General features: G+C 42.0%; 28 protein-coding genes. 19 read left to right on the top strand and 9 right to left on the bottom strand.

Features of this window, described 5'->3' with window-relative positions:
- Positions 1–282 precede the first annotated feature (282 nt).
- The 3 genes from RMY27_RS05960 to RMY27_RS05950 form a co-directional block, all read right to left on the bottom strand.
- Positions 283–519, bottom strand: coding sequence for a hypothetical protein (locus RMY27_RS05960; RefSeq protein ID WP_322661316.1), 237 nt, complete (start codon positions 517–519; stop codon positions 283–285).
- A 128-nt stretch (positions 520–647) separates the two neighbouring features.
- Complete coding sequence (locus tag RMY27_RS05955; protein ID WP_322661314.1) at positions 648–929, bottom strand: hypothetical protein; 282 nt, start codon at positions 927–929, stop codon at positions 648–650.
- 136 nt (positions 930–1,065) lie between these two features.
- On the bottom strand, positions 1,066–1,206 hold the full coding sequence (locus RMY27_RS05950; RefSeq protein ID WP_322661312.1) for a hypothetical protein: 141 nt from the start codon (positions 1,204–1,206) through the stop codon (positions 1,066–1,068).
- A 202-nt stretch (positions 1,207–1,408) separates the two neighbouring features.
- On the opposite strand from RMY27_RS05950, the gene RMY27_RS05945 reads away from it, so the two are divergent.
- Positions 1,409–1,702 (top strand): hypothetical protein, encoded by a 294-nt coding sequence (locus RMY27_RS05945; RefSeq protein ID WP_322661310.1) that lies wholly within the window; start codon positions 1,409–1,411, stop codon positions 1,700–1,702.
- Here the strand turns inward: RMY27_RS05945 and RMY27_RS05940 are convergent.
- Positions 1,689–2,330, bottom strand: a complete 642-nt coding sequence (locus RMY27_RS05940; protein ID WP_322661309.1) for a glutathione S-transferase family protein — start codon at positions 2,328–2,330, stop codon at positions 1,689–1,691. The two genes, RMY27_RS05945 and RMY27_RS05940, sit on opposite strands and share 14 nt — an antisense overlap.
- A gap of 397 nt (positions 2,331–2,727) precedes the next feature.
- Between RMY27_RS05940 and RMY27_RS05935 the strand changes: the two genes are divergently transcribed.
- The 4 genes from RMY27_RS05935 (at position 2,728) to RMY27_RS05920 (ending at position 5,127) form a co-directional block, all read left to right on the top strand.
- Complete coding sequence (locus RMY27_RS05935) at positions 2,728–3,087, top strand: cupin domain-containing protein (protein WP_322661307.1); 360 nt, start codon at positions 2,728–2,730, stop codon at positions 3,085–3,087.
- 776 nt (positions 3,088–3,863) lie between these two features.
- Complete coding sequence (locus RMY27_RS05930; protein WP_322661305.1) at positions 3,864–4,010, top strand: beta-Ig-H3/fasciclin; 147 nt, start codon at positions 3,864–3,866, stop codon at positions 4,008–4,010.
- A 44-nt stretch (positions 4,011–4,054) separates the two neighbouring features.
- Positions 4,055–4,555 (top strand): helix-turn-helix domain-containing protein, encoded by a 501-nt coding sequence (locus RMY27_RS05925; protein ID WP_322661303.1) that lies wholly within the window; start codon positions 4,055–4,057, stop codon positions 4,553–4,555.
- 47 nt (positions 4,556–4,602) lie between these two features.
- A complete protein-coding gene (locus RMY27_RS05920; RefSeq protein ID WP_322661301.1) occupies positions 4,603–5,127 on the top strand; it encodes an IS630 family transposase in 525 nt (174 codons plus the stop codon).
- Between the two features lie 97 nt (positions 5,128–5,224).
- Here the strand turns inward: RMY27_RS05920 and RMY27_RS05915 are convergent, their stop codons facing one another.
- Positions 5,225–6,028: an SDR family NAD(P)-dependent oxidoreductase gene (locus tag RMY27_RS05915; protein WP_322661299.1), complete on the bottom strand. Its 804-nt coding sequence runs from the start codon at positions 6,026–6,028 to the stop codon at positions 5,225–5,227.
- A gap of 6 nt (positions 6,029–6,034) precedes the next feature.
- Entirely contained in the window at positions 6,035–6,421 is a 387-nt protein-coding gene (locus RMY27_RS05910; protein WP_322661297.1) for a hypothetical protein, read from the bottom strand.
- Between the two features lie 317 nt (positions 6,422–6,738).
- Between RMY27_RS05910 and RMY27_RS05905 the strand changes: the two genes are divergently transcribed.
- Positions 6,739–7,014 carry an HU family DNA-binding protein gene (locus tag RMY27_RS05905; RefSeq protein ID WP_322661295.1) on the top strand — a complete coding sequence of 92 codons (276 nt, stop codon included), beginning with the start codon at positions 6,739–6,741 and terminating at the stop codon, positions 7,012–7,014.
- A gap of 117 nt (positions 7,015–7,131) precedes the next feature.
- Here the strand turns inward: RMY27_RS05905 and RMY27_RS05900 are convergent, their stop codons facing one another.
- Positions 7,132–7,464, bottom strand: coding sequence for a hypothetical protein (locus RMY27_RS05900; RefSeq protein WP_322661293.1), 333 nt, complete (start codon positions 7,462–7,464; stop codon positions 7,132–7,134).
- A 262-nt stretch (positions 7,465–7,726) separates the two neighbouring features.
- Between RMY27_RS05900 and RMY27_RS05895 the strand changes: the two genes are divergently transcribed.
- On the top strand, positions 7,727–8,059 hold the full coding sequence (locus RMY27_RS05895) for a hypothetical protein (protein WP_322661291.1): 333 nt from the start codon (positions 7,727–7,729) through the stop codon (positions 8,057–8,059).
- 38 nt (positions 8,060–8,097) lie between these two features.
- Here RMY27_RS05895 and RMY27_RS05890 read toward each other — a convergent pair whose 3' ends face one another.
- The gene (locus RMY27_RS05890) at positions 8,098–8,475 is read right to left on the bottom strand and encodes a hypothetical protein (RefSeq protein ID WP_322661290.1); all 378 of its coding nucleotides are present in this window, start codon (positions 8,473–8,475) and stop codon (positions 8,098–8,100) included.
- Positions 8,476–8,563: 88 nt separating this feature from the next.
- Here RMY27_RS05890 and RMY27_RS05885 point away from each other — a divergent pair, with 88 nt between their 5' ends.
- The 4 genes from RMY27_RS05885 to RMY27_RS05870 all read left to right on the top strand — a co-directional run bounded on the left by RMY27_RS05885 (position 8,564) and on the right by RMY27_RS05870 (position 12,036).
- Positions 8,564–9,253, top strand: coding sequence for a thermonuclease family protein (locus tag RMY27_RS05885; protein ID WP_322661288.1), 690 nt, complete (start codon positions 8,564–8,566; stop codon positions 9,251–9,253).
- Between the two features lie 55 nt (positions 9,254–9,308).
- The gene (locus tag RMY27_RS05880) at positions 9,309–9,650 is read left to right on the top strand and encodes a Ycf66 family protein (protein ID WP_322661286.1); all 342 of its coding nucleotides are present in this window, start codon (positions 9,309–9,311) and stop codon (positions 9,648–9,650) included.
- Between the two features lie 942 nt (positions 9,651–10,592).
- On the top strand, positions 10,593–11,294 hold the full coding sequence (locus RMY27_RS05875; RefSeq protein WP_322661284.1) for a hypothetical protein: 702 nt from the start codon (positions 10,593–10,595) through the stop codon (positions 11,292–11,294).
- Between the two features lie 451 nt (positions 11,295–11,745).
- Positions 11,746–12,036, top strand: a complete 291-nt coding sequence (locus RMY27_RS05870) for a hypothetical protein (protein ID WP_179069545.1) — start codon at positions 11,746–11,748, stop codon at positions 12,034–12,036.
- A 336-nt stretch (positions 12,037–12,372) separates the two neighbouring features.
- Here RMY27_RS05870 and RMY27_RS05865 read toward each other — a convergent pair whose 3' ends face one another.
- Entirely contained in the window at positions 12,373–12,495 is a 123-nt protein-coding gene (locus RMY27_RS05865) for a hypothetical protein (protein ID WP_322661281.1), read from the bottom strand.
- Here RMY27_RS05865 and RMY27_RS05860 point away from each other — a divergent pair.
- The 8 genes from RMY27_RS05860 to RMY27_RS05825 all read left to right on the top strand — a co-directional run bounded on the left by RMY27_RS05860 (position 12,486) and on the right by RMY27_RS05825 (position 17,944).
- Positions 12,486–13,286, top strand: a complete 801-nt coding sequence (locus RMY27_RS05860) for a hypothetical protein (protein WP_322661279.1) — start codon at positions 12,486–12,488, stop codon at positions 13,284–13,286. The genes RMY27_RS05865 and RMY27_RS05860 overlap by 10 nt on opposite strands.
- 78 nt (positions 13,287–13,364) lie before the next feature.
- A complete protein-coding gene (locus RMY27_RS05855; protein WP_322661277.1) occupies positions 13,365–14,276 on the top strand; it encodes a hypothetical protein in 912 nt (303 codons plus the stop codon).
- Positions 14,277–14,413: 137 nt separating this feature from the next.
- Positions 14,414–14,968 (top strand): hypothetical protein, encoded by a 555-nt coding sequence (locus RMY27_RS05850; RefSeq protein WP_322661275.1) that lies wholly within the window; start codon positions 14,414–14,416, stop codon positions 14,966–14,968.
- 266 nt (positions 14,969–15,234) lie between these two features.
- The gene (locus RMY27_RS05845) at positions 15,235–15,504 is read left to right on the top strand and encodes a hypothetical protein (protein WP_322661273.1); all 270 of its coding nucleotides are present in this window, start codon (positions 15,235–15,237) and stop codon (positions 15,502–15,504) included.
- 49 nt (positions 15,505–15,553) lie between these two features.
- Entirely contained in the window at positions 15,554–15,913 is a 360-nt protein-coding gene (locus tag RMY27_RS05840) for a hypothetical protein (RefSeq protein WP_322661271.1), read from the top strand.
- A gap of 157 nt (positions 15,914–16,070) precedes the next feature.
- The gene (locus RMY27_RS05835) at positions 16,071–17,144 is read left to right on the top strand and encodes a hypothetical protein (RefSeq protein WP_322661269.1); all 1,074 of its coding nucleotides are present in this window, start codon (positions 16,071–16,073) and stop codon (positions 17,142–17,144) included.
- A 135-nt stretch (positions 17,145–17,279) separates the two neighbouring features.
- Positions 17,280–17,729, top strand: coding sequence for a DUF1257 domain-containing protein (locus RMY27_RS05830; RefSeq protein WP_322661267.1), 450 nt, complete (start codon positions 17,280–17,282; stop codon positions 17,727–17,729).
- A gap of 2 nt (positions 17,730–17,731) precedes the next feature.
- A complete protein-coding gene (locus RMY27_RS05825) occupies positions 17,732–17,944 on the top strand; it encodes a DUF2997 domain-containing protein (RefSeq protein WP_322661265.1) in 213 nt (70 codons plus the stop codon).
- Positions 17,945–18,005 lie beyond the last annotated feature (61 nt).

The raw sequence follows: 18,005 nt of genomic DNA, 5'->3' as shown, positions 1-18,005 counted from the left end.
ATTGTGTGAAACCTCGTTATTAAACTTCTATTTATTGCTCCTCAAGAACAGCAGATTGTCTACACCAATTTTGATCCACTGGGTGAGATTGTCGAGACTGGCGTTGACATGGGTTGTCCAAGATGATTACATTCAACTGCTTGTCCTGAGCAAAATAAACCACTGCTCAAGGATGTAGGTTTGTTCTTGTTAGAGGTTATTTGCCAAGCTGGACTCAATTCTCAAAATTTAAGTTCAATTTTTGGTGGTTAATTCACGCTAAATACCAGAGGCAGCACTTGCTCAGAATACAACAACCTGCGACCCTATCTCACAAACCTGGATGTCACGACCAGAGACAATTTGCAACTCGTGAGGGTAACGCGGACGCGGATCGTTCACCAACCAGATTGGAGGAACCATCGTGGTTTCATAGTAATCAATCTGATACAAAACCCCAGGATTATTTTTGAGTTCCACCACTGTCCCCGGCAGATACTCAAATATTTCATCCCAATCAATAGCCGAATCGACGTTCATCACACTCAACCTGTTTAATACCTGAATTACTTACTTGCCCATACCAGCCAGACCTTGACCTTGCATTGTTAACCTGGCAAATAAAACATTAGTGAAATAGCTGGTGGGTATATCAACCGTGCTTTTGATTAGCAATAAAAATCACCGCGATCAAGTACCACTTCACCGTAATCTGGCACCCAGGCAACCCAGGTTACTGGGGATTCCTGGCAGAGCAACTTGGCTTCCTCAAAGGCATAGTCACTGGGTGGTTGGAGCAACTTTACCCAGGTATCTCGGTTGTACGTGATGTGGCAGACGGGGTTCCAACCTGAAGTGATCTGGTTTGCCAGAGTCGGGGCGGTCGAATTAACCGAAACTGTTTGATGGGACATAGGCTTTTTCCGTCTGTAATCTATTAAAACTTGCAAGCATTACTCTCTTCAACTAGACCAGAAAGAGTAAAATAAATAATTTCTGTATCTATATTTACAAAATCAGGGGTAAATAGCTGAATCACCCGGAATAAATTAACAAATCCTGACATAAGAGATAATAAGTCCTGATTTATTGCCTCTGATGCTGTTCAAAATTCTGGTTATCCTGCATACTCTGGGAGCCACCGTCTGGACGGGTGGGCATTTGGTGCTTGCCATTAAGTCCTATACTGGCAGTCAGTAACAAATAATTTACTGCTAGCAGAAACATAAATTTGTGATTGATAACAAACCAACCGATTATGCTGCAATTATCCGTGCCGCCAACCAAACTGTTCCAGAACCCCCTGAATGGCTAAGAGCCTGTCAATAAACAACTTTTACAATTTATTATCTAGAAAGCTTGCTGAGAAAGCATTTCTGGCTCAAAAGAGGCAAGGTTGTTACATGACAAGCTCTAAGTGCAGGCAAATATGTTTACTCACCAGGATTTATTTACTGAAACGGAGTCAGAATTAGATATTCAACCACTTTCTACCTTGGCGGAATCTAAAATTATTCCTACTAATATCAAAGATGCTTGTTTACGTTTAACTCTTGTCTGGGGAGAAATTACGAATTCTGTTATTGGTTATAGATTGATGAAGCGTACCTACGGAATGACTTGCAAAAACCAACGTTGCACTAATTATAAAAAACCACTTGAAGGAAAAAGCTGTTCATTGTGTAAGCAGGCACTAGTCAGGGAGTCGGTTACTGACGGGTGAAAACCGCTAATTGAGCGGCGAAAGCACGCTTGAAGGCGGGCCGTGCTTCGCCACGGGCGACATAGGTCGAGAGATTTGGATAGTCGTCCAGCATAGCCGAGTCTTTCAACCTGAGCAGCACTTCCACCATCATCAGGTCGCCTGCGCTGAATGCGCCATCGAGCCAGTCGGCATCTCCAAGGTAACTGGAAAGTTCTAAGAGCCGATTACGGATGCGACCTTCGACGACATGTAGGCGCTGCTTGTACCATGCCTCATCACGCTCTAAGTACGTGAAGATTTCCCGATCAACGATTGGCGGCTCCATCGTGTTAAGTGCGGCAAACATCCATGCGATCGCTCGCGCTCGACTATTCGCATCATTTGGCAACAGCCCTGTATGGCGCTCCGCGATATGGAACACGATCGCCCCCGACTCGAACAGGGCGAGATCACCTTCTTCATAGGTTGGAATTTGCCCGAAAGGATGAAGCGCACGGTGCGCGGGTTGCTTCATCTCACTGAACGAAACAAGACGAACGTTGTAAGGTTGGCCCACTTCTTCGAGCGCCCAGCGAACGCGCATGTCACGCGCCAGTCCCTTGCCGCCATCAGGCGACCGTTCAAAGACGGTAATAGTGGGTGTCATTTTATATCTTCGGATTTGATAACGGCTTCTCCTTTCACTACAGGAGCGCTATATCTTTAGATTAACTCTTTATCATAAGTAAAGATGCTTACGTAATAAAAATCAACTTAAGTGAAACAGCAATCACATCATTTTGAATTCAAATCATTTACCCCTTCTAAAGAGTGAGTTATATCTGCTCCTGTTAGAGCTATTATGTAGCTAACAAGTAGACAATAGTATTCATGATTTAGTTCGACGACCTCAGCTAGTAATATGTTTATTTTGCTGCAATTAACGGCTGGTTAAATCAACATTTGTAATGTGAGTACTAAGTGTTATTAATGAGCTATGCCGTTTTTGAATGAGAGTAACTGGAGCAAACTGTAAAATGATTACTCAAGCAAACAGAGCCTCCATGAAGAATCTCACGCAATTCAAGCCTGAGATACTTTTTGGAGCTACTATCACTCGATTGCTGTCCCAGGAACAGCTCCCAGATGTGGGCTTGGATCATGTGAAAATTTCCAAAGGTTCTTCACTTCAGCCCCACATTCACGAAGCTTCTGAATCCTTTATTTACATCCTAGAAGGAACTGCTGTTGTCACTTTAGATGGTAAAAATTATTTGGTAGGATCTGGTGATACTATTTACATTCCTCATGGTGTTAGCCACGGATTTAGTACACCTAATGAAGATGTTGTTCTGCTCTCAGTACAGTCACCACCTATATATCCAGAGGATACTGGGCCAGATATAAAATTCAGCAGAAATTAATAATGCTCTCGTAAGTGAACAAAGCTAATGAAGTAAACAGAGCGATCGCCTATTTCCTCAGATCGAAATTTGCTTCTGTTTGATAGGTGCAACAGCAACAAAAAGCCCTAGCTTATTAGCTGAGGTAATTCTTTAACGATGAGAAATAGCGATTTTGCTCTCTTTACAACAATGGTCGCGGCTGTATCCAAGTCACTAGGGTTGGACGAATGGCATGCTTGTTAAGCGCAAACCCCTGATATAACTGGATGAAAGGGTGGGGTGTGGGGTTGCAGGTATTGGGGAATCAAGAAAATGTTGAACTCGCAACTAAAGTTTAATTGTCTTAAACACGAACCTGCAACCCTACCCCCAACAAGATAGCCAAGTGCGAGGTTTCACGTTTTCAAGCGTGACATTCGGTAAAGTGGCAGTAATTTGATTGTCTAATACCTGCTAAGTAGATGATACCTTTGATCAATCCACTTTTTTACCACTTTGTCAATGCGTAATTCCTAGTGTTTATCCTTCATTCAAGCGAGGAAAGCGATCACTCTCTCCATATAATTATGAAAGATTGTATTGTTCAATTTTTCTAGTAAGCAGTTGTCAGATAATGAATAAGGCTACCATATTGCAGTATTTCCACTGCTGATCTCTGGAATGCCGTTTACCTTGGCTCCACACTCCAAGGTTGGATGCTTTTGCTATATCAGCCGCCTGTTCAAAGCTCAGTTGATTCAAGCATTATTTTCAGAGATGATTTGCTCATGCTCAAGTAAGTTATTCAAACAGGAATGATGAACAAAAGATTTATTTTTCTAGTTTCAGCTTTTGGGTTAGGTGTATTTATAGGGGCTTGCCAGCCTGGTACAGAGCCTCCAACAACTGCACCACCAGCATTACCATCACCCACAATACCATCGGTAATACCATTTCACTAAAAAAATGATAAAGATAGTTAAGGAAGAAATATGGGCAGACGTTCATGGCTGGAGTCACCAAAGTAAAAATAGAAGAGTCAGCAGAGGCATTGCGTGAACTGCTGAGGAAACAAAAAACAGCATTAGCGAAAGAACGTATTCAAGCGTTGTATTTATTGAAAATAGGGCAGGTAAGGACAATACAGGATTTAGCTGTTGTGTTAGGAAGAGGAACAGCAACAGTGCAAAGATGGTTAAAAGCTTATACAGAGTCGGGAATTACCAGTCTGGTATCAAGAAAGAAGGGATCAGGACGACCACCAATCATAAACACGGAAGTAAGAGAGCAACTTTTAAAAGAACTGGATGACCCACAGGGATTCAAAAGTTATGAAGAAATACGAACATGGTTAAAAGCGGTGGAGGGGGTAGAAGCTTCATATAAAGTAGTACACGATACAGTACGTTATCAAATGAAAGCGAAGCTAAAAGTGCCGCGTGCAGTAGGTATTAAACACCAGCCGGAAGCGGAAGAAGAGTTTAAAAAAAACTTCCACAATATCTAGAAGTAATTGAGAAATATATCATATCACCAATAGATAGACCAAGAAAAATGAGATATTGGTGTGAGGATGAAAGCCGTGTGGGGTTGAAAACTGAAGCTGGTAGATTAATTACAAAAAAAGGTACAAAGCCTATTGGCATTATGCAGTGGAAACGAGAGAATTTTTATTTATATGGATTAGTTGAACCATTAACTGGCGAGTATTTTATTTGGGAATTCTCTCATTTAAATGCAGCTTGTTTTCAGATTTTTTTAGAAAAATTCTCTGCTACTTATTCCCAAAATATACATATTATTCAATTAGACAACGGTGCTTTTCATTTTAGCCAACATCTTCAGATACCAGAGAATATAATTTTATTGTTCCAACCCCCACATACACCGCAAGTTAATCCAATTGAGCGGTTATGGGAAGAAGTTAAAAGACATTTGGCTTGGGAAAGTTTTGCTACGTTAGATGAATTAAGACAATTTATCTGGAAGCGTTTGGAGAAATTAAACACATCAACCGTTGCTTCTATCACAGGGTGGGATTTTATTCTTAATGCTTTATTTGAATCAAATTTTTCGTGAATTGGTATAACTCCAGCCAATCCTTAATGTCATATATTACTACTGTGGAGAATAACTGGAGTTCCCCATTGGTTACACAGTTAAATCATGCTGTGGTTTAAGGCAGGTTCAACCGTTTACGCGCACCAAAGCGAAACAGCTTATCAGGTAGTATCGCTCTCAGGCGAGGCAACCATTGTGCCTCATTGCCAATACGGTAGCGTAATCGTGGTGAGCAACTTGAAGCAATACGAGCAATCGCTTTTGCAACCTTGTCAGGATTATCACCTTGTGCAATTGCGCCCTGGACAGATGAGGAAATTACGTCGCGTACCGTGTCATAATCACTATGAATTACAGTAGGCTGTAACATGGCTTGGTTGAAGTTGGTTTTAAAGTAGCCAGGCTCAACTAAAGATACTTTAATATTGAATGGGTCTAGTTCCACACTTAATGCTTCGCTATAACCTTCAAGTGCAAACTTACTTGCAGAGTAAAAACCTTGACCTGGTGCGCCGATCAGCCCTGCCACTGAACTCATATTGATAATATGCCCGCTACGTTGCTGTCTCATAAAGGGCAAAACAGCATTAGTAACACGTACAACACCCCAAAAGTTCGTCTCAAAAATCTCTTTGGCTTGTTCTAAAGAAGTTTCCTCAATCATGCTGGCATGAATTTGTCCAGCATTATTCACAAGCAAATCTATGCGGTTAGTCTGTGTGAGCAACTGATTAATACACGATTCTATTGAAGAATCAGACGTAACATCCAGCGTCAACATTTCTACGCCCTGTGAAGCTGGATGTTCTTTGCGACTCGTACCAAAAACACGGTAGCCTATAGCAGCCAGTTGTTGAGCAATTAACTGCCCAAACCCAGATGATGCACCAGTAACGAGAACGACTTTTTGGTTAGTCATCAGTTTTTAGCTATCTGCTTTATGTTCATGATATTCGGAGATATGTTCATATACCTCCTCTGGAAACTGTAAGTCTTTGTAGACGTTACAAGCATCTGGATTATCAGGATTCGGGCAGATGGGAAATTCTTGTTGCGACTGCCATTGAAGAATACGCTCCCGTCGAGGCGGGTTATAATCTTTACCTTGTACCTGTAGATACAAGGAACGTGCCTCTTGTTCACTGAAGTCTTTATCTTTCTGAAGATAGTCAATTAACTCAGACTCACTCAGAAAATGACGTGCCACCATTGCAAACACTAACCTACCGTAATGACCAATATCTTTGCCAGCATCAAGGGATTCAAGCAGATGCGCCATCATATCGTTTTTTCGCAATTCTTGAATTGCCATATATATTTAGCTCCTTGATTTTGAGTATTTGGTCAGGTTCATTTTCATGCCTCTAAATAGTACCTATGTACTGTATAGATGTCCTATCTCTTGTGGCTGAATATGAAGATGTATTTACCTAACCGAAAGTGTGACAGTTACAGCAGTTAGACATTTATAGGAGCGAAATAATAGTTATCTATCACGCCAAATTGACACAGTAGTAGCCGTGCATTGTTAATTTTCGTATGTTGCTTGATTTTTACTCCTTTCCCCCCTTTGCTAATAAAAGCTAGTAATGCTAGATTTCCATTACTGGCAATGTTTCAGGGTGATTTATGAACAAAGGCGAACTAGTGGATGCTGTAGCAGCCAAAGCCAACGTTACAAAAAAGCAAGCTGATGAAGTCATTAGTGCTTTTTTGTCAGTTGTTACCGAAGCTGTAGCCAATGGGGATAAGGTAACGCTGATTGGGTTTGGGTCATTCGAGCGACGCGATCGCTCAGAGCGCGAAGGGCGTAATCCGAAAACCAATGAGCCAATGACAATTCCGGCGACCAAAGTGCCTGCGTTTTCTGCTGGAAAGCTGTTTAAAGAAAAAGTAGCGCCATAAAGCATAAGTAAGCCACCCTACCCAAAAGGCTGCCCCCAGCGCTCCCAGTTCTCCTTATTAAATGGACTGCGCCACTTCAAAATAAGGTTCAACTCTAACTCTTGCCGTGTGCGTCGATCAACCGGAGCATCCCACCAAAATGCGGCGTTGACTGCTGGAGAGTAACTCATAGCGATAATGTAAATCCTGGTAGCTGGCGATGTAATCTTTGCAGGCGTGTATACTCTGCCATCGCTTGTTACTGCGGCACGTTTCGCCTACGTACAAAATCAAACCAGCCGCCGAGTCAATGATGAAATAGAGACACGCATCACCTGGGCTGTTTGCTGGCATCCTATAAAACGACATTGGTACAAGCCGCAGCAAGAGTGGATCAATTTGGTCTGGGTCGCAGTGCTTAGGGGTAAGGTCAAATAATGCCGTCTGCTGTGGTGGTTTGTTCTCTCTCACATAATGCTGATATTCAAAAATCTGAGATTTTCACTTCAACAGCGCCTCAAGGCTCATTAACAGTGTCTCTGCTCTGCGTGCTGGTGTGAGGGTCAAATCAGAAAATAAATTTAGCTGGTTGGATTCCAAGGTGATTAATGGGAATGTACAAACCAGTAGATTATCGCCCACAACTGGATGGAGTCAAACCTGTTAGCAGCTTACTAGAGCGATCGCAGTTTTGATTTTGGACATTTTAAAGTAGCGTTTACTCAATATTGCCATGTTTAAAGGATTTAGTCGCCCAAAGAAAAAATCAGTGCTTAAGGACAACGAACTGACCACAGGGATTGTTCAGCATCCAGTTACGGGACTTTGGCAGACATGGATATCATTTACAGGTAATGATATCCAGTCCATTACTGCCCATAATCAGCGAGAGGATGCTAATAAAATAGCTAAACAGATTGCTGATGCTTGGAGTGAAGGGAAATACAAAACTGGGGAAGAGGTAACAGCTTTTATTAAATCTCTGCCGACTGATGCTGTCATAGATCCATTGCCCCAAAATATTGTAATGCAATTAAGTCAGCAGGCATTAAGCGCAAGGAAGTAGTTAGAGCGATTGCTAGGCCAACGTCAAGGGTGAACGCTCTAAACAGTATCATCCATCCATCCGCACTCTGGATTTTGACAGTCCCAATGCACCCGTGTTGAACAGTCCCGGTCAAATTCAGCATTACACTGGGGGCATCTACCAGTAAACATCGGATGCCAATCAAGTAACTCTAGTTTTTGCTGTTGTGTCCACCTCTGTTGTGGTTGCACAATTAACTCGCCGTTATAATAAGTTGCGCCTTCTGGTTGCCATAACTCCTCCGGTTCAAGGTTAGGGTCTTCTCGAAAGTCCAAGCAGCTGTCACCGTCTACCCCATCAAGATGGACAGCACAGACGAGGTAAGGGTTATGGGCATATAGGAGACAGCGATGCCGAAGGCGGGCTACGCCTACGCACTCTGGAAGTTTTGGCATAGTACCAGTGTACTGCTTTATTACAAGCGATCGCTTGGCTGAAATTGGGAATCCTAAAAGAAGAAGTTTTGAGTGATTTTTAGTACAAATGGTTTTTAAATTTCGCTTGATTGGTGTTGCGGCTTTGCTTCTAGCTCAAATGTCGTTACCCGTATTTGCCAACAATCTTACCGCTACAGTTGTAAGCGTAGGTGACGGTGACACCATACGGGTGAGAACTGGTAACAAAACTGTGACTGTTCGCCTTGCTTGCATTGACGCACCAGAGATGAAACAAAACCCTTGGGGTCAGCAGTCATCAGCAAGGCTCAAACAACTACTGCCTGTAGGACAAGCCATTACTCTACGCCCCGTTGAAACTGACAAATATAAGCGCCTGGTTGCAGAGGTGTTTGTCGAGAATCGCAGTGTCAACGTGAGTATGGTGCAAGAGGGACAGGCTGTGGTCTATCGCCAGTACCTCAAAGGTTGTCGGGAGTCTAAAGATAGCTTGTTGCAAGGTGAAAACACCGCTAAACAACAGCGTTTAGCATTTTGGAGTCAGGCTAATCCTGTGATGCCTTGGGACTTCCGCCACAAAGCTGCTCAACGGGCAACTTCACAACCGATCCAACCGCAGCAACAGAATAACTGTGATCCTGCTTACCCAGATTTTTGCATTCCAAAGAATTCACCCGATTTGGATTGCCCAGATGTTACCCAAAGAGGGTTTAGAGTATTGCAACCTGACCCTCACAGGTTTGACCGAGATGGTGATGGCATTGGATGTGAAAAATAAAAAACTTTGAGTAGTGCAAGTCTAAAACTTGATAAAGAATTAGGGTTTTCTATAAATGTTCACTTTATCTCAAGTTAATTTCGGAGTTAGACCAACTGGATTAATTGAAATCAAATTAATTGGAACTCTTTATCTAGTTTTAGGAGTTATCTATGTAACTTTAATGCTCGGCTGGTTAAGTCAAAGGAAAAATACATTAACAATTCCTATTTTAACAATTTACATTATTCAAGGAGTATTAGCACCAATTTGTCTATTTTTGTGTGGAATCATATTAATTATGCAAGGTTGGCGATTAGATCCGCTTATTCAATTTGAGCAGTTTATTCTGTTATTATTAATTAGTTATTTGAGTTTTAAAGATATAATAATTAACTTTATTTCGAGAAATTGGTAATGTACAAACTACTAGATTATCCCTCACAACTCGAAAAACCTGTTAACAGCTTCTCAAAAAGCGTAAGTCAAAAAGAAATAAACATACCGCGCTTACGCAGATGAGTAATCCTTTTATGCCGTTGAAGGGAATTCAATCAACTTCAGTCGCTACCTTCTTGAGTAGTAGAAATACTTGTAAGTATAGGACTTGAGGGTGTTGCCGACAGCAGCCAGAGAGAGAAATGCTGTCGCGTGTCTGAAAAGATGCTGGGAAATATTTGTTAGACGACATCGAGTTCAAAGCCGCTATAGTAAAGCATTCAATCCCAGATTAGTCAATAAGAGCGCGAACGTTCTGCGGTCAATAGAATTTAAAATATCTCTATATCCTGTTTACACGCTCAATATTTAATTTTCCTCTTAAGGATTTATAGTTTTTGGCATTGTATAGGGAATACTAAGGTTTAGATTCCTTTTTGTTACCAGACTGCTTTTAAAGACTATATAAATTGAACCATAATGATCTAGTTAATTGGAACGTCTAGATTGTGAGGGGCGTCAATTCAGCCAGATAAACATTATTAGGAAGTTTTTGGCAATGCGTCGAGCAGTATTATTCCTATCAAGATTTGCAATCAGCTTATGGATTGTACTAGTCGTTGCTTTTCTATCCCTGCTAATGCTCAACGCTCCAAGTGTACCTAATTTAACACTTTTTGCTGGCATATCGATCAAAACCCCAAATAGCTCTATTATTTACTTGCCTAATCGAACCTTTACCTGCACAGAAACAGAGCAGCAATTTCAGTGTCAAGCAGAAATTCAAAATCGTTTACTAGACCTCAGCCTAACAAAAGGTAGTAATTATAAATATGACCTTAGCAATTGTCGTGCAAGGTATGACAAACAATCAGTTAGCTGTCAGGAGACAGGGCAAAACTATGCGCCTATACTTTCAAGAATGTACCAGATTACAGGTCTGGGATTAAGCGCTCAACAACTACAGGCAGTTAAACAAAAATATTGGGGCATCAACGCCCTTATGCAAACGGGTGAACTTCGTTTGATGTGGATCAGTACGGGGCTATCACTTGCCATAGGTCTTAGTGCTGCTTTCTTAGTCTGGTTTTATCCGGGTAAATTCAGCAAAGCCTTTACAAGCTTTGCCTGTGGATTTGGAATGTATCACTTTGTTTGGGGTTTACTGGGTCGTGTGCAGTACGACATTGTGACCCCTTATGGATTTACAGACGATACCTGGAATTGGGCCGTGAATGGAGGAGCGCTCGTTACAGGTGTTGGAACGGTTCTTGCCACTGCTCTGTTGCTTTGGCAAAGATTTAATCATTTAACCAAAATTTTTGTCAGCATCAACAGTTGTGTGGGAATTTTCAATCTCTGCAAGTTCTCCTTTAGTTGGAATTTCGCCTATTTGCCTTCTTTATTGGGTTTAACCGGAACTTTTTTTGAAGATGGGTATGCGATGATGTGGCTTTCAACAGCCATTTCGACTATCTTCGCAGTTGCTGCTGCACTCTTGCTTTGGTTGAACACAAATCAATCCATTAAAAATTTTCTTTGTCTAAGCAGCAGTTTTGGTGCGGTGGCAATAGCCACACGCTTTTTTATATCCGTTTTATTAAACCTGGGGTATGCAGATTAAGTAAAGCGGAGACTCAAAGTAACGCTCAAATCGCCGGAGATAAGTCCGATGACCTAACTAAGTCTGAAAACTGGTTATAAAAAATCAACATTCCAGAATCAAGGTGTAGTTTACCGCCGCAGGCATCGCATATAGGCATTGTCTCGATCAGCAATCGTATACAAGCGTATGCGATTGATGAAAGCACTGCTCTGCCCTAAAAGCGCGATCGCTTTGGCAATGTTTAGGAACTGTGTGGGAAAGAACGTTACTGACTGCTGTTTTCACCAGTAATGAGTTTTGTTATGCCTATAAAGTCAAAAAGTAGGGATAGTTGCATCTGTGTGACAGTTGAACAAACGCTAATCGCTTCTCTTAGAAGAGATGCAATCACTTTTGCTCTACCTTAGACAAGTAGGAGCATAACATTCATTGTATGGTAGAGTCAAGAGAATCTTGTCGAGAGTTGATTATGTTGGACTTAGATGTTATTGCCAGCGTTAACTGGAGTCCTGCGTATGGAGAGCGGATAAGGGAAATGCGCGGGAAAATTTCCATGCAAAAACTGGCAGATGAAGTAACTGAGAAATTTGGTTACAGCGTCACTAAGCAGTATATCCAAATGATGGAAAAGCCTTTTAGCCCAAGGGCTTCCAAAACTGTCCCTTTTCTTCTCCTTCGTCATATATGTACTGCTCTAGGACGAGATGTACAAGAAATATTTGATTCACCAAAAATTATACAAAACAACTCCCAACAGTGACAAGATTATCTTGACTTTTGACAAGACAGGCTTTACTATTAAATAAGTAGAGGAAACAAGCGCCAGCCTCCCAGAAAAATATAGAGGCGCTCACCATTGAACCTTGACAATAGTGAATCAATTAATCCACCTGGGAGAGTAGCTGAAGCACTGGCGTAACCAGAGAAAGCGAGGGGAACAGGAAGGGAAATCGATTTGCGATGAATAAAAAGTTGCTACAGCATTACGGAAGTCGCTTTGAAGCTCGTTGCCGACTGCCGCCCGATCAAGAGATATGCTGCTGTAGCAAGCTCCAGTTACTGGCTAGGAGCAAGAAAATATTAGGCTTCGCCAATTCTAGATTGAGAGTGTTGTAGCAAGCCACAACAAACTGACTAATAAAAATAGGGCGATCACTACGTCTACCAAACTCTGCGATCGCCCTTTTACCCATTTAAGAGGTATTTCTAATGATGACACAAGTTTCAGCCCCTACGCCAACAAAAGATCCGCTAACCACACAGGATCGCGAAATCATTGCAACCATCGTCAATCAGTCAGATTACTCAAAAAAGTGCCAGCAGGAAGATGTAGTAACTATCTGGATTAGTGAAGATGACACTACGGTTTGGGTGAAAATGACCCACGGCTATGCTCGATACCATAAAGAACCTTTCAAACGCGCTGTAGCAGAAATAAAAGCGAGTCTTTCTGCTCCAGTAGAGTGCAATCACAAGCAAGATGAGGAATTGAAACGAGCTTCTGAGAAAATTGGCTTGTTGGGTGATTGTGATTGGTTATCGTTGAGCGTCCAGTACTATCCTGACAAGGTAATCGGTCATGCTGGCTGCTACACTTCGCAGAAGCCTCAAATATTAACCCCAACTACTGAATGGGATTTCACCCTGCCGAAGTGGAATATGCCTGCTGCCATCTGTCCAGATTGCGAAGGTCACGGCTGCGGTAACTGTGGGTATCGCGGCACTCGTGCAGAAGACTTGTGCGAACCAGTGGACGGCTATCGACTGACTTATGTAGGACGCACTGACTTTCAGACGGCTCACAATGTATATCTAGATGGTGAATTCTTGGGCATACTCTTCAAGGTCAGGAACACTGATGAAGTCTGGGAAAACGACCCCAAGACTTACTATTGGCGCTGTGGTGATGGAGTACGGTATTGGTGTGTCAGGGAGGCTGTAGAGGGACTGTCCAGGGCAACTGCTCCGATTGAACTGCCGCAAGTTTGTCGGGAGTTGGTAGCAGCGTAAGTGAAATGGTGGGTTTTAATGCCCACCATGCAACCATAACTAATCCTTGTAAAATAAAACACAGTTCGCTCTTACAAAATGACCCAACAACCTCACCAACCTCACGACAAATTTGCCAAAGAATTTCTAGAGGAATTATTAGCTCCTTTGGGTGAAGTAAAAATTAACAGGGAAGTAACGGATGTAACCAGATTTGTAGATGTATTATTTTTACCTTCCCCGCAAGCCCAAGCCGAAAGTCTAGGATTATTGGGAAGAATTGCCTTGTTAAATACAACGCTACTAGAACCGTTTCGTAATCAACCCAGTCGGACGGAAGTACGTAACTGTTTCATGAAGCTGTTTACTGTGATTGCGGATTCTCAACGCAAAGCCAAAAGAGAAGAAACTACCATTAGCGAAGATGATTTAGCTCGTTTGTGGATTTTGGCACCTAGTGTTTCAGCCTCTCTGTTAGCAGATTTAGAGGTTAAGCTAGACTTAGAAAAGTGGATGACTGGAGTTTACTTTTTTCAAGAATGTTTCAGAGGCGCGATAATAGCGATCAACGAGTTACCCGTCACAGAAGAAACTCTATGGTTCAGGCTTTTGGGAAGAGGTACAGTACAACAGCTTGCAGTAAGTGAACTGGTTGCCCTTCCACCAGAGAATCTTGTTCGCCGTAATGTTCTTGAAATGGTTTACAGGTGGCGTATCAGTGTAATGACACAAACAGATTTAACTGAAGATGATCAGGAGTTAATTATGAATTTAACAGAAGCTTATCAAGAAGCAAGAGCGCAAGCGGTACAAGAAGGAGTAGAGCAAGGAGTACAACTTGAACGCCGCCAAGTTGTAGAAAACTTGTTGAGATTCCGATTTGGTTCTGTGGATGAAGAACTTTCAAAAGTAATCGATAGTTTATTGCAGTTAACATCAGAAGAATTTACTCCCCTATGTCTTCAGTTATCTCGTGAAGATTTGCTGGCAAGATTTAATTCACATCAATAATCTGTACAGGGCAAGTAATTACTAATAAAACAGCACTTTTGTAAAATCAAGAGCGCTGTTTTATTGGCTCTACGCTTCATATATCACAATTAAACGGCTTCGCCAATGCGAAAGTGAAATGCTTTTGGTAAAAATAAATGACCCCTCAAGAAAATGCTGAATTACTATCTGCACTGATGCGTCAGGAAGAGTTATTAAAGCAGTTAGTCGCAGCAATCAATAAACCAAAACTGGGATTGCACTCTGAAGCTGGCAATTGCAAAATCTACTGCAATCGTCAGCACGGAGGACTATGGTACACACTAAATGGTGAACCGAGTGATGTCCCTCAAACTGCGCTGACTGGATATCTTAAAGAACTGCGGTTTGAGAATACAGAACGCCGCAAAAAAGAAACCTGCAAGTTACTGATAACTATGCAAGCAGACCGCACATATATTTTAGAATCAGGCTACGACACGCATTTCTCAAAGTGCATACTTGCGGCGATTGCAACTCTTACTCCAGAACAACTATATTCTCCCATCACACTACAGCCTACTCCGGGGACGACAGATGAAAATGTATTGTTCTGTCGGGTATGGGTTGGGTCGGAATTAGTTATGGCATCCTACAACGAGCAAACAGAGTGGCGAGAGGTCAGTAAACAGGCTTTAGCTGTAACGAAAGCTGCGAATGAGATTGCGTTTTAACGAAGTCGGAAATAGGAAGTCGGAAGTCGGAAGTGAAAACAACGATTTCCAAATAAAGGAGTCAAAATCCCTATCCCCAATGTCAAAGCTCGTAATGAGAAAGGGGTTTAAATTCACATGGAAAAACTGTACTTCCGACTTCCAACCTACGACTTCCGACTTTTTTTAACTCGTTGTAAACAGAGTTTGGGCAAATGTAATTAGAAGTTGCTCAAACTTTGTCTACAGCTAATAGATGCTGTCTACCTATTCACCAATAACAAGAAATGACAACAATCGTTCACCCCAGTATCGAAAACTTACAGCAGTTTTCTGACTCGTTCGACATTGAGAAACTATTGCAATCTGAAGGAATTCTGCCGTGGCTTTTGGCAAATGGCTGGAACTACGACGATCAATGCTGTCTGATTGCAAATATTATCGATGAGTCAACAAGTCTTGATGAAGTTTGGGACTCTAAAGAGTTTGATTTTAAGGCTTTGCCTGATGAAGATAAGGAAAAACTTCATCAGATTTTTGAGCATTTCTATTTGTAATCTTCTGTCACTCTCAATCAATAATTAACGCAAAGGCAACGAATTATGCGTGAAAAACTCTACAGTCAAACTGATTAAATCTGACTGTATAGAAAAATCGATTCCACAACAAATTATGGCACACTTCACTGCTACTAAGATGGAATTAAATTTGATTAAAGTTTACGACTCAACCCTGTTAAGCTCTTCAAAAGTTTACCAAATCAACGGTACACTTTCTCGATATTTGGGAGATGAGGGTAGTATACAACATCCACAGTATCTATTTGTACCTCTGCCAAATCAAAGAAAAAAAGCCAGCTTTCGACTAAATCGGAATAAACTTATGACTCGTTGTTATGAAGTCGAAGGCATGGTTTATCAAAAGCCTGTGGTACAGGATAATTCACAGCAACTTCAGCTATTTTGAGCCATGTCCATACATAAACCACCAGTCATCAAAAGACACATTAGGTTACAAAAAAGCTCTACGAAAGTAATCTATAGGGCTACTAGAGACATTCAAATAGCCACAAAGAAAGCTTCGCTGAATTGAAAGTGAAAAATAGTGATTGAGATGAATAATTATGGTACAAGCAATTGACAACCCTGTTGCTGCAAATTTCCTAACTGATGCAGTAGTTGAGCGCCACAATTTCTCACAGTTAAATAAAACCCGTATTCGCTTCCGCATTCAGTTGAAGAAAAGTACAAAGTCTGCTGCACCTAAATGGGCGGATGTGCTGAAAGCTGAAGTCTCTGAAATCGAATCAGACCTCGTGAAAGTAACAAATTCCGAAGTTGGGTTACGCGGAATCAAGGTTTTTAAAAAGCTTGATGAGGCTGCTGCCCAACTGAGGCAAGAGATTGCTTCAGTTCAAGAATGGATGTCTGCTGATACTGGTGATTGGGTTTGTCCTATTGATTTAGCTCCACTCGTTTGGAATCAGTTAATCAATATCAGGGATAATATCGCCCCTGGATTGCGTAATCAATTAAAAGCTGATTACGAAGCAGGACTTGTAGATTACCAGGAACGGATTGACCAGTTCCTCTCACTTAACACTTGGGAATTACCTCACGATAAGCAAGAATCAGTCAAAGCCAACTTAATAATGGCTTTTCCGACTCTGACTGACCTTGAAGACTATTTGCAAGTTGTTATTGGTCGTCCGGTGATTATCCCGGCATTGTCCGAACAACTGAACCAGCAGCAAGCCGAATGTCTTGACCAGATTACCAAGTTCATTCAGCAGTATGACCAAAATCTGGAGCAAAGGCTACGGGAATCTGCTCTAGCTGGTGGTGAACAACTCGCCGCGCAGTTGCTTGAAGAGTTGAGCGACTGGGAACCAGGACGCAAGCCAGTCCAGTTCAAAAAAAAGATGCAACGCCATCTGATGAAGGTTCAGGTTTTGCTAGCGAATGCTGACCCGGAGGCTGGCAGCAGCTTGGAGGCGATGATGGCGCACTTAGATTCTATAGTTAACGATCCGGCGATTGAGTCTAAGAATCTGGGTTCTGATACGCAAAGTCTTTTACAGCAAAAAATGCAAGAGATCCGCATCAAGTTGTTAGATGAACAACGCAATCTACAATCACTTGCGGCTGACGACGTGGGCTTATCGAAAGCTACCGTGATGTCGTTTAAGTTCAGGTAAAAAACAGTCTTGGGCGGAGTGCATTCGCTCAAGACTGCTTGCCAATGGATTTAATACATAGTTTCCAGAATAACCCAAAAAGGATATCGCACCCGTACTATTTCTCAAACCAATTTGAAAGCCTTGGAGCTAAAAATGTCACATTTCTCAACAGTTAAAACCAAGCTTGCTAACCGTGAATGTCTAGTACAAGCTTTACAAGATTTGAAACTGAATCCGCAAGTTCACGAAATAGCACAGCCACTAAAAGGATACTACGGTGGTTCTCAAGGGCAAAGTGCTGAAATCATTGTGTCTGGTCGCACCATAAAAGCCCGTGCAGACATCGGGTTCAAATGGAACACCTCAAGCGGCGTGTACGAGGTAATACACGATAGTTATGAAACAGTTCCGAAGTTGGGACAAGACTTTTTTAGTAACGAGTTGATATTGGTTTACGGTAAACGTTTGGTAAGAGCTAAAGCTGCCGAGTTACAAGAAAGGTTTGGTGAATGTGCGATCGCTGAAGAAACCAACGGGAGCGTGCAAACTCTACGGCTGACTTTTGCCGGACATCAGGAAGTTCAACAGTACGTGAGGAGATAAACATGGAACGCTCAATACTGATTCATTTTGACAAAATCACAGGTGAAGTTCGTGTGGAAGCGGAGGGCTTTGAGGGTTTGAGTTGTTTATCAGCTACGCAACCATTTGAATCCGCTTTGGGAGTTGTGAGCGAGAGCGATCGCACGTTTAAAGATGAAGCTCAAACCCAACAACTTTGGACTAAGAACAGCAGCCAAACACGTTTGCGTCAGTAATCAGTCATCAGTTGCCAGTCTTAACTCGGCTGGTAACTGCTGATCATAAAGGCTTCGCCAT

This window comes from Nostoc sp. DedQUE09 (assembly GCF_034530915.1).
Taxonomy (GTDB): Bacteria; Cyanobacteriota; Cyanobacteriia; order Cyanobacteriales; family Nostocaceae; genus Nostoc.
Note: the sequence above shows the minus strand (reverse complement) of the source record. Positions and strands in the feature narration are given on the sequence as shown.

Coding starts and splice junctions, on each gene's coding strand:
- RMY27_RS05885 (WP_322661288.1), top strand. CDS start 8,564: ATGGTTTTTAAATTTCGCTTGATTGGTGTTGCGGCTTTGCTTCTAGCT.
- RMY27_RS05915 (WP_322661299.1), bottom strand. CDS start 6,028: ATGACTAACCAAAAAGTCGTTCTCGTTACTGGTGCATCATCTGGGTTT.
- RMY27_RS05930 (WP_322661305.1), top strand. CDS start 3,864: ATGATGAACAAAAGATTTATTTTTCTAGTTTCAGCTTTTGGGTTAGGT.
- RMY27_RS05940 (WP_322661309.1), bottom strand. CDS start 2,330: ATGACACCCACTATTACCGTCTTTGAACGGTCGCCTGATGGCGGCAAG.
- RMY27_RS05870 (WP_179069545.1), top strand. CDS start 11,746: ATGTTGGACTTAGATGTTATTGCCAGCGTTAACTGGAGTCCTGCGTAT.
- RMY27_RS05825 (WP_322661265.1), top strand. CDS start 17,732: ATGGAACGCTCAATACTGATTCATTTTGACAAAATCACAGGTGAAGTT.
- RMY27_RS05835 (WP_322661269.1), top strand. CDS start 16,071: ATGGTACAAGCAATTGACAACCCTGTTGCTGCAAATTTCCTAACTGAT.
- RMY27_RS05910 (WP_322661297.1), bottom strand. CDS start 6,421: ATGGCAATTCAAGAATTGCGAAAAAACGATATGATGGCGCATCTGCTT.
- RMY27_RS05920 (WP_322661301.1), top strand. CDS start 4,603: ATGAGATATTGGTGTGAGGATGAAAGCCGTGTGGGGTTGAAAACTGAA.
- RMY27_RS05895 (WP_322661291.1), top strand. CDS start 7,727: ATGTTTAAAGGATTTAGTCGCCCAAAGAAAAAATCAGTGCTTAAGGAC.
- RMY27_RS05880 (WP_322661286.1), top strand. CDS start 9,309: ATGTTCACTTTATCTCAAGTTAATTTCGGAGTTAGACCAACTGGATTA.
- RMY27_RS05875 (WP_322661284.1), top strand. CDS start 10,593: ATGTACCAGATTACAGGTCTGGGATTAAGCGCTCAACAACTACAGGCA.
- RMY27_RS05855 (WP_322661277.1), top strand. CDS start 13,365: ATGACCCAACAACCTCACCAACCTCACGACAAATTTGCCAAAGAATTT.
- RMY27_RS05950 (WP_322661312.1), bottom strand. CDS start 1,206: ATGTTTCTGCTAGCAGTAAATTATTTGTTACTGACTGCCAGTATAGGA.
- RMY27_RS05845 (WP_322661273.1), top strand. CDS start 15,235: ATGACAACAATCGTTCACCCCAGTATCGAAAACTTACAGCAGTTTTCT.
- RMY27_RS05945 (WP_322661310.1), top strand. CDS start 1,409: ATGTTTACTCACCAGGATTTATTTACTGAAACGGAGTCAGAATTAGAT.
- RMY27_RS05935 (WP_322661307.1), top strand. CDS start 2,728: ATGAAGAATCTCACGCAATTCAAGCCTGAGATACTTTTTGGAGCTACT.
- RMY27_RS05860 (WP_322661279.1), top strand. CDS start 12,486: ATGATGACACAAGTTTCAGCCCCTACGCCAACAAAAGATCCGCTAACC.
- RMY27_RS05905 (WP_322661295.1), top strand. CDS start 6,739: ATGAACAAAGGCGAACTAGTGGATGCTGTAGCAGCCAAAGCCAACGTT.
- RMY27_RS05890 (WP_322661290.1), bottom strand. CDS start 8,475: ATGCCAAAACTTCCAGAGTGCGTAGGCGTAGCCCGCCTTCGGCATCGC.
- RMY27_RS05925 (WP_322661303.1), top strand. CDS start 4,055: ATGGCTGGAGTCACCAAAGTAAAAATAGAAGAGTCAGCAGAGGCATTG.
- RMY27_RS05960 (WP_322661316.1), bottom strand. CDS start 519: ATGAACGTCGATTCGGCTATTGATTGGGATGAAATATTTGAGTATCTG.
- RMY27_RS05830 (WP_322661267.1), top strand. CDS start 17,280: ATGTCACATTTCTCAACAGTTAAAACCAAGCTTGCTAACCGTGAATGT.
- RMY27_RS05850 (WP_322661275.1), top strand. CDS start 14,414: ATGACCCCTCAAGAAAATGCTGAATTACTATCTGCACTGATGCGTCAG.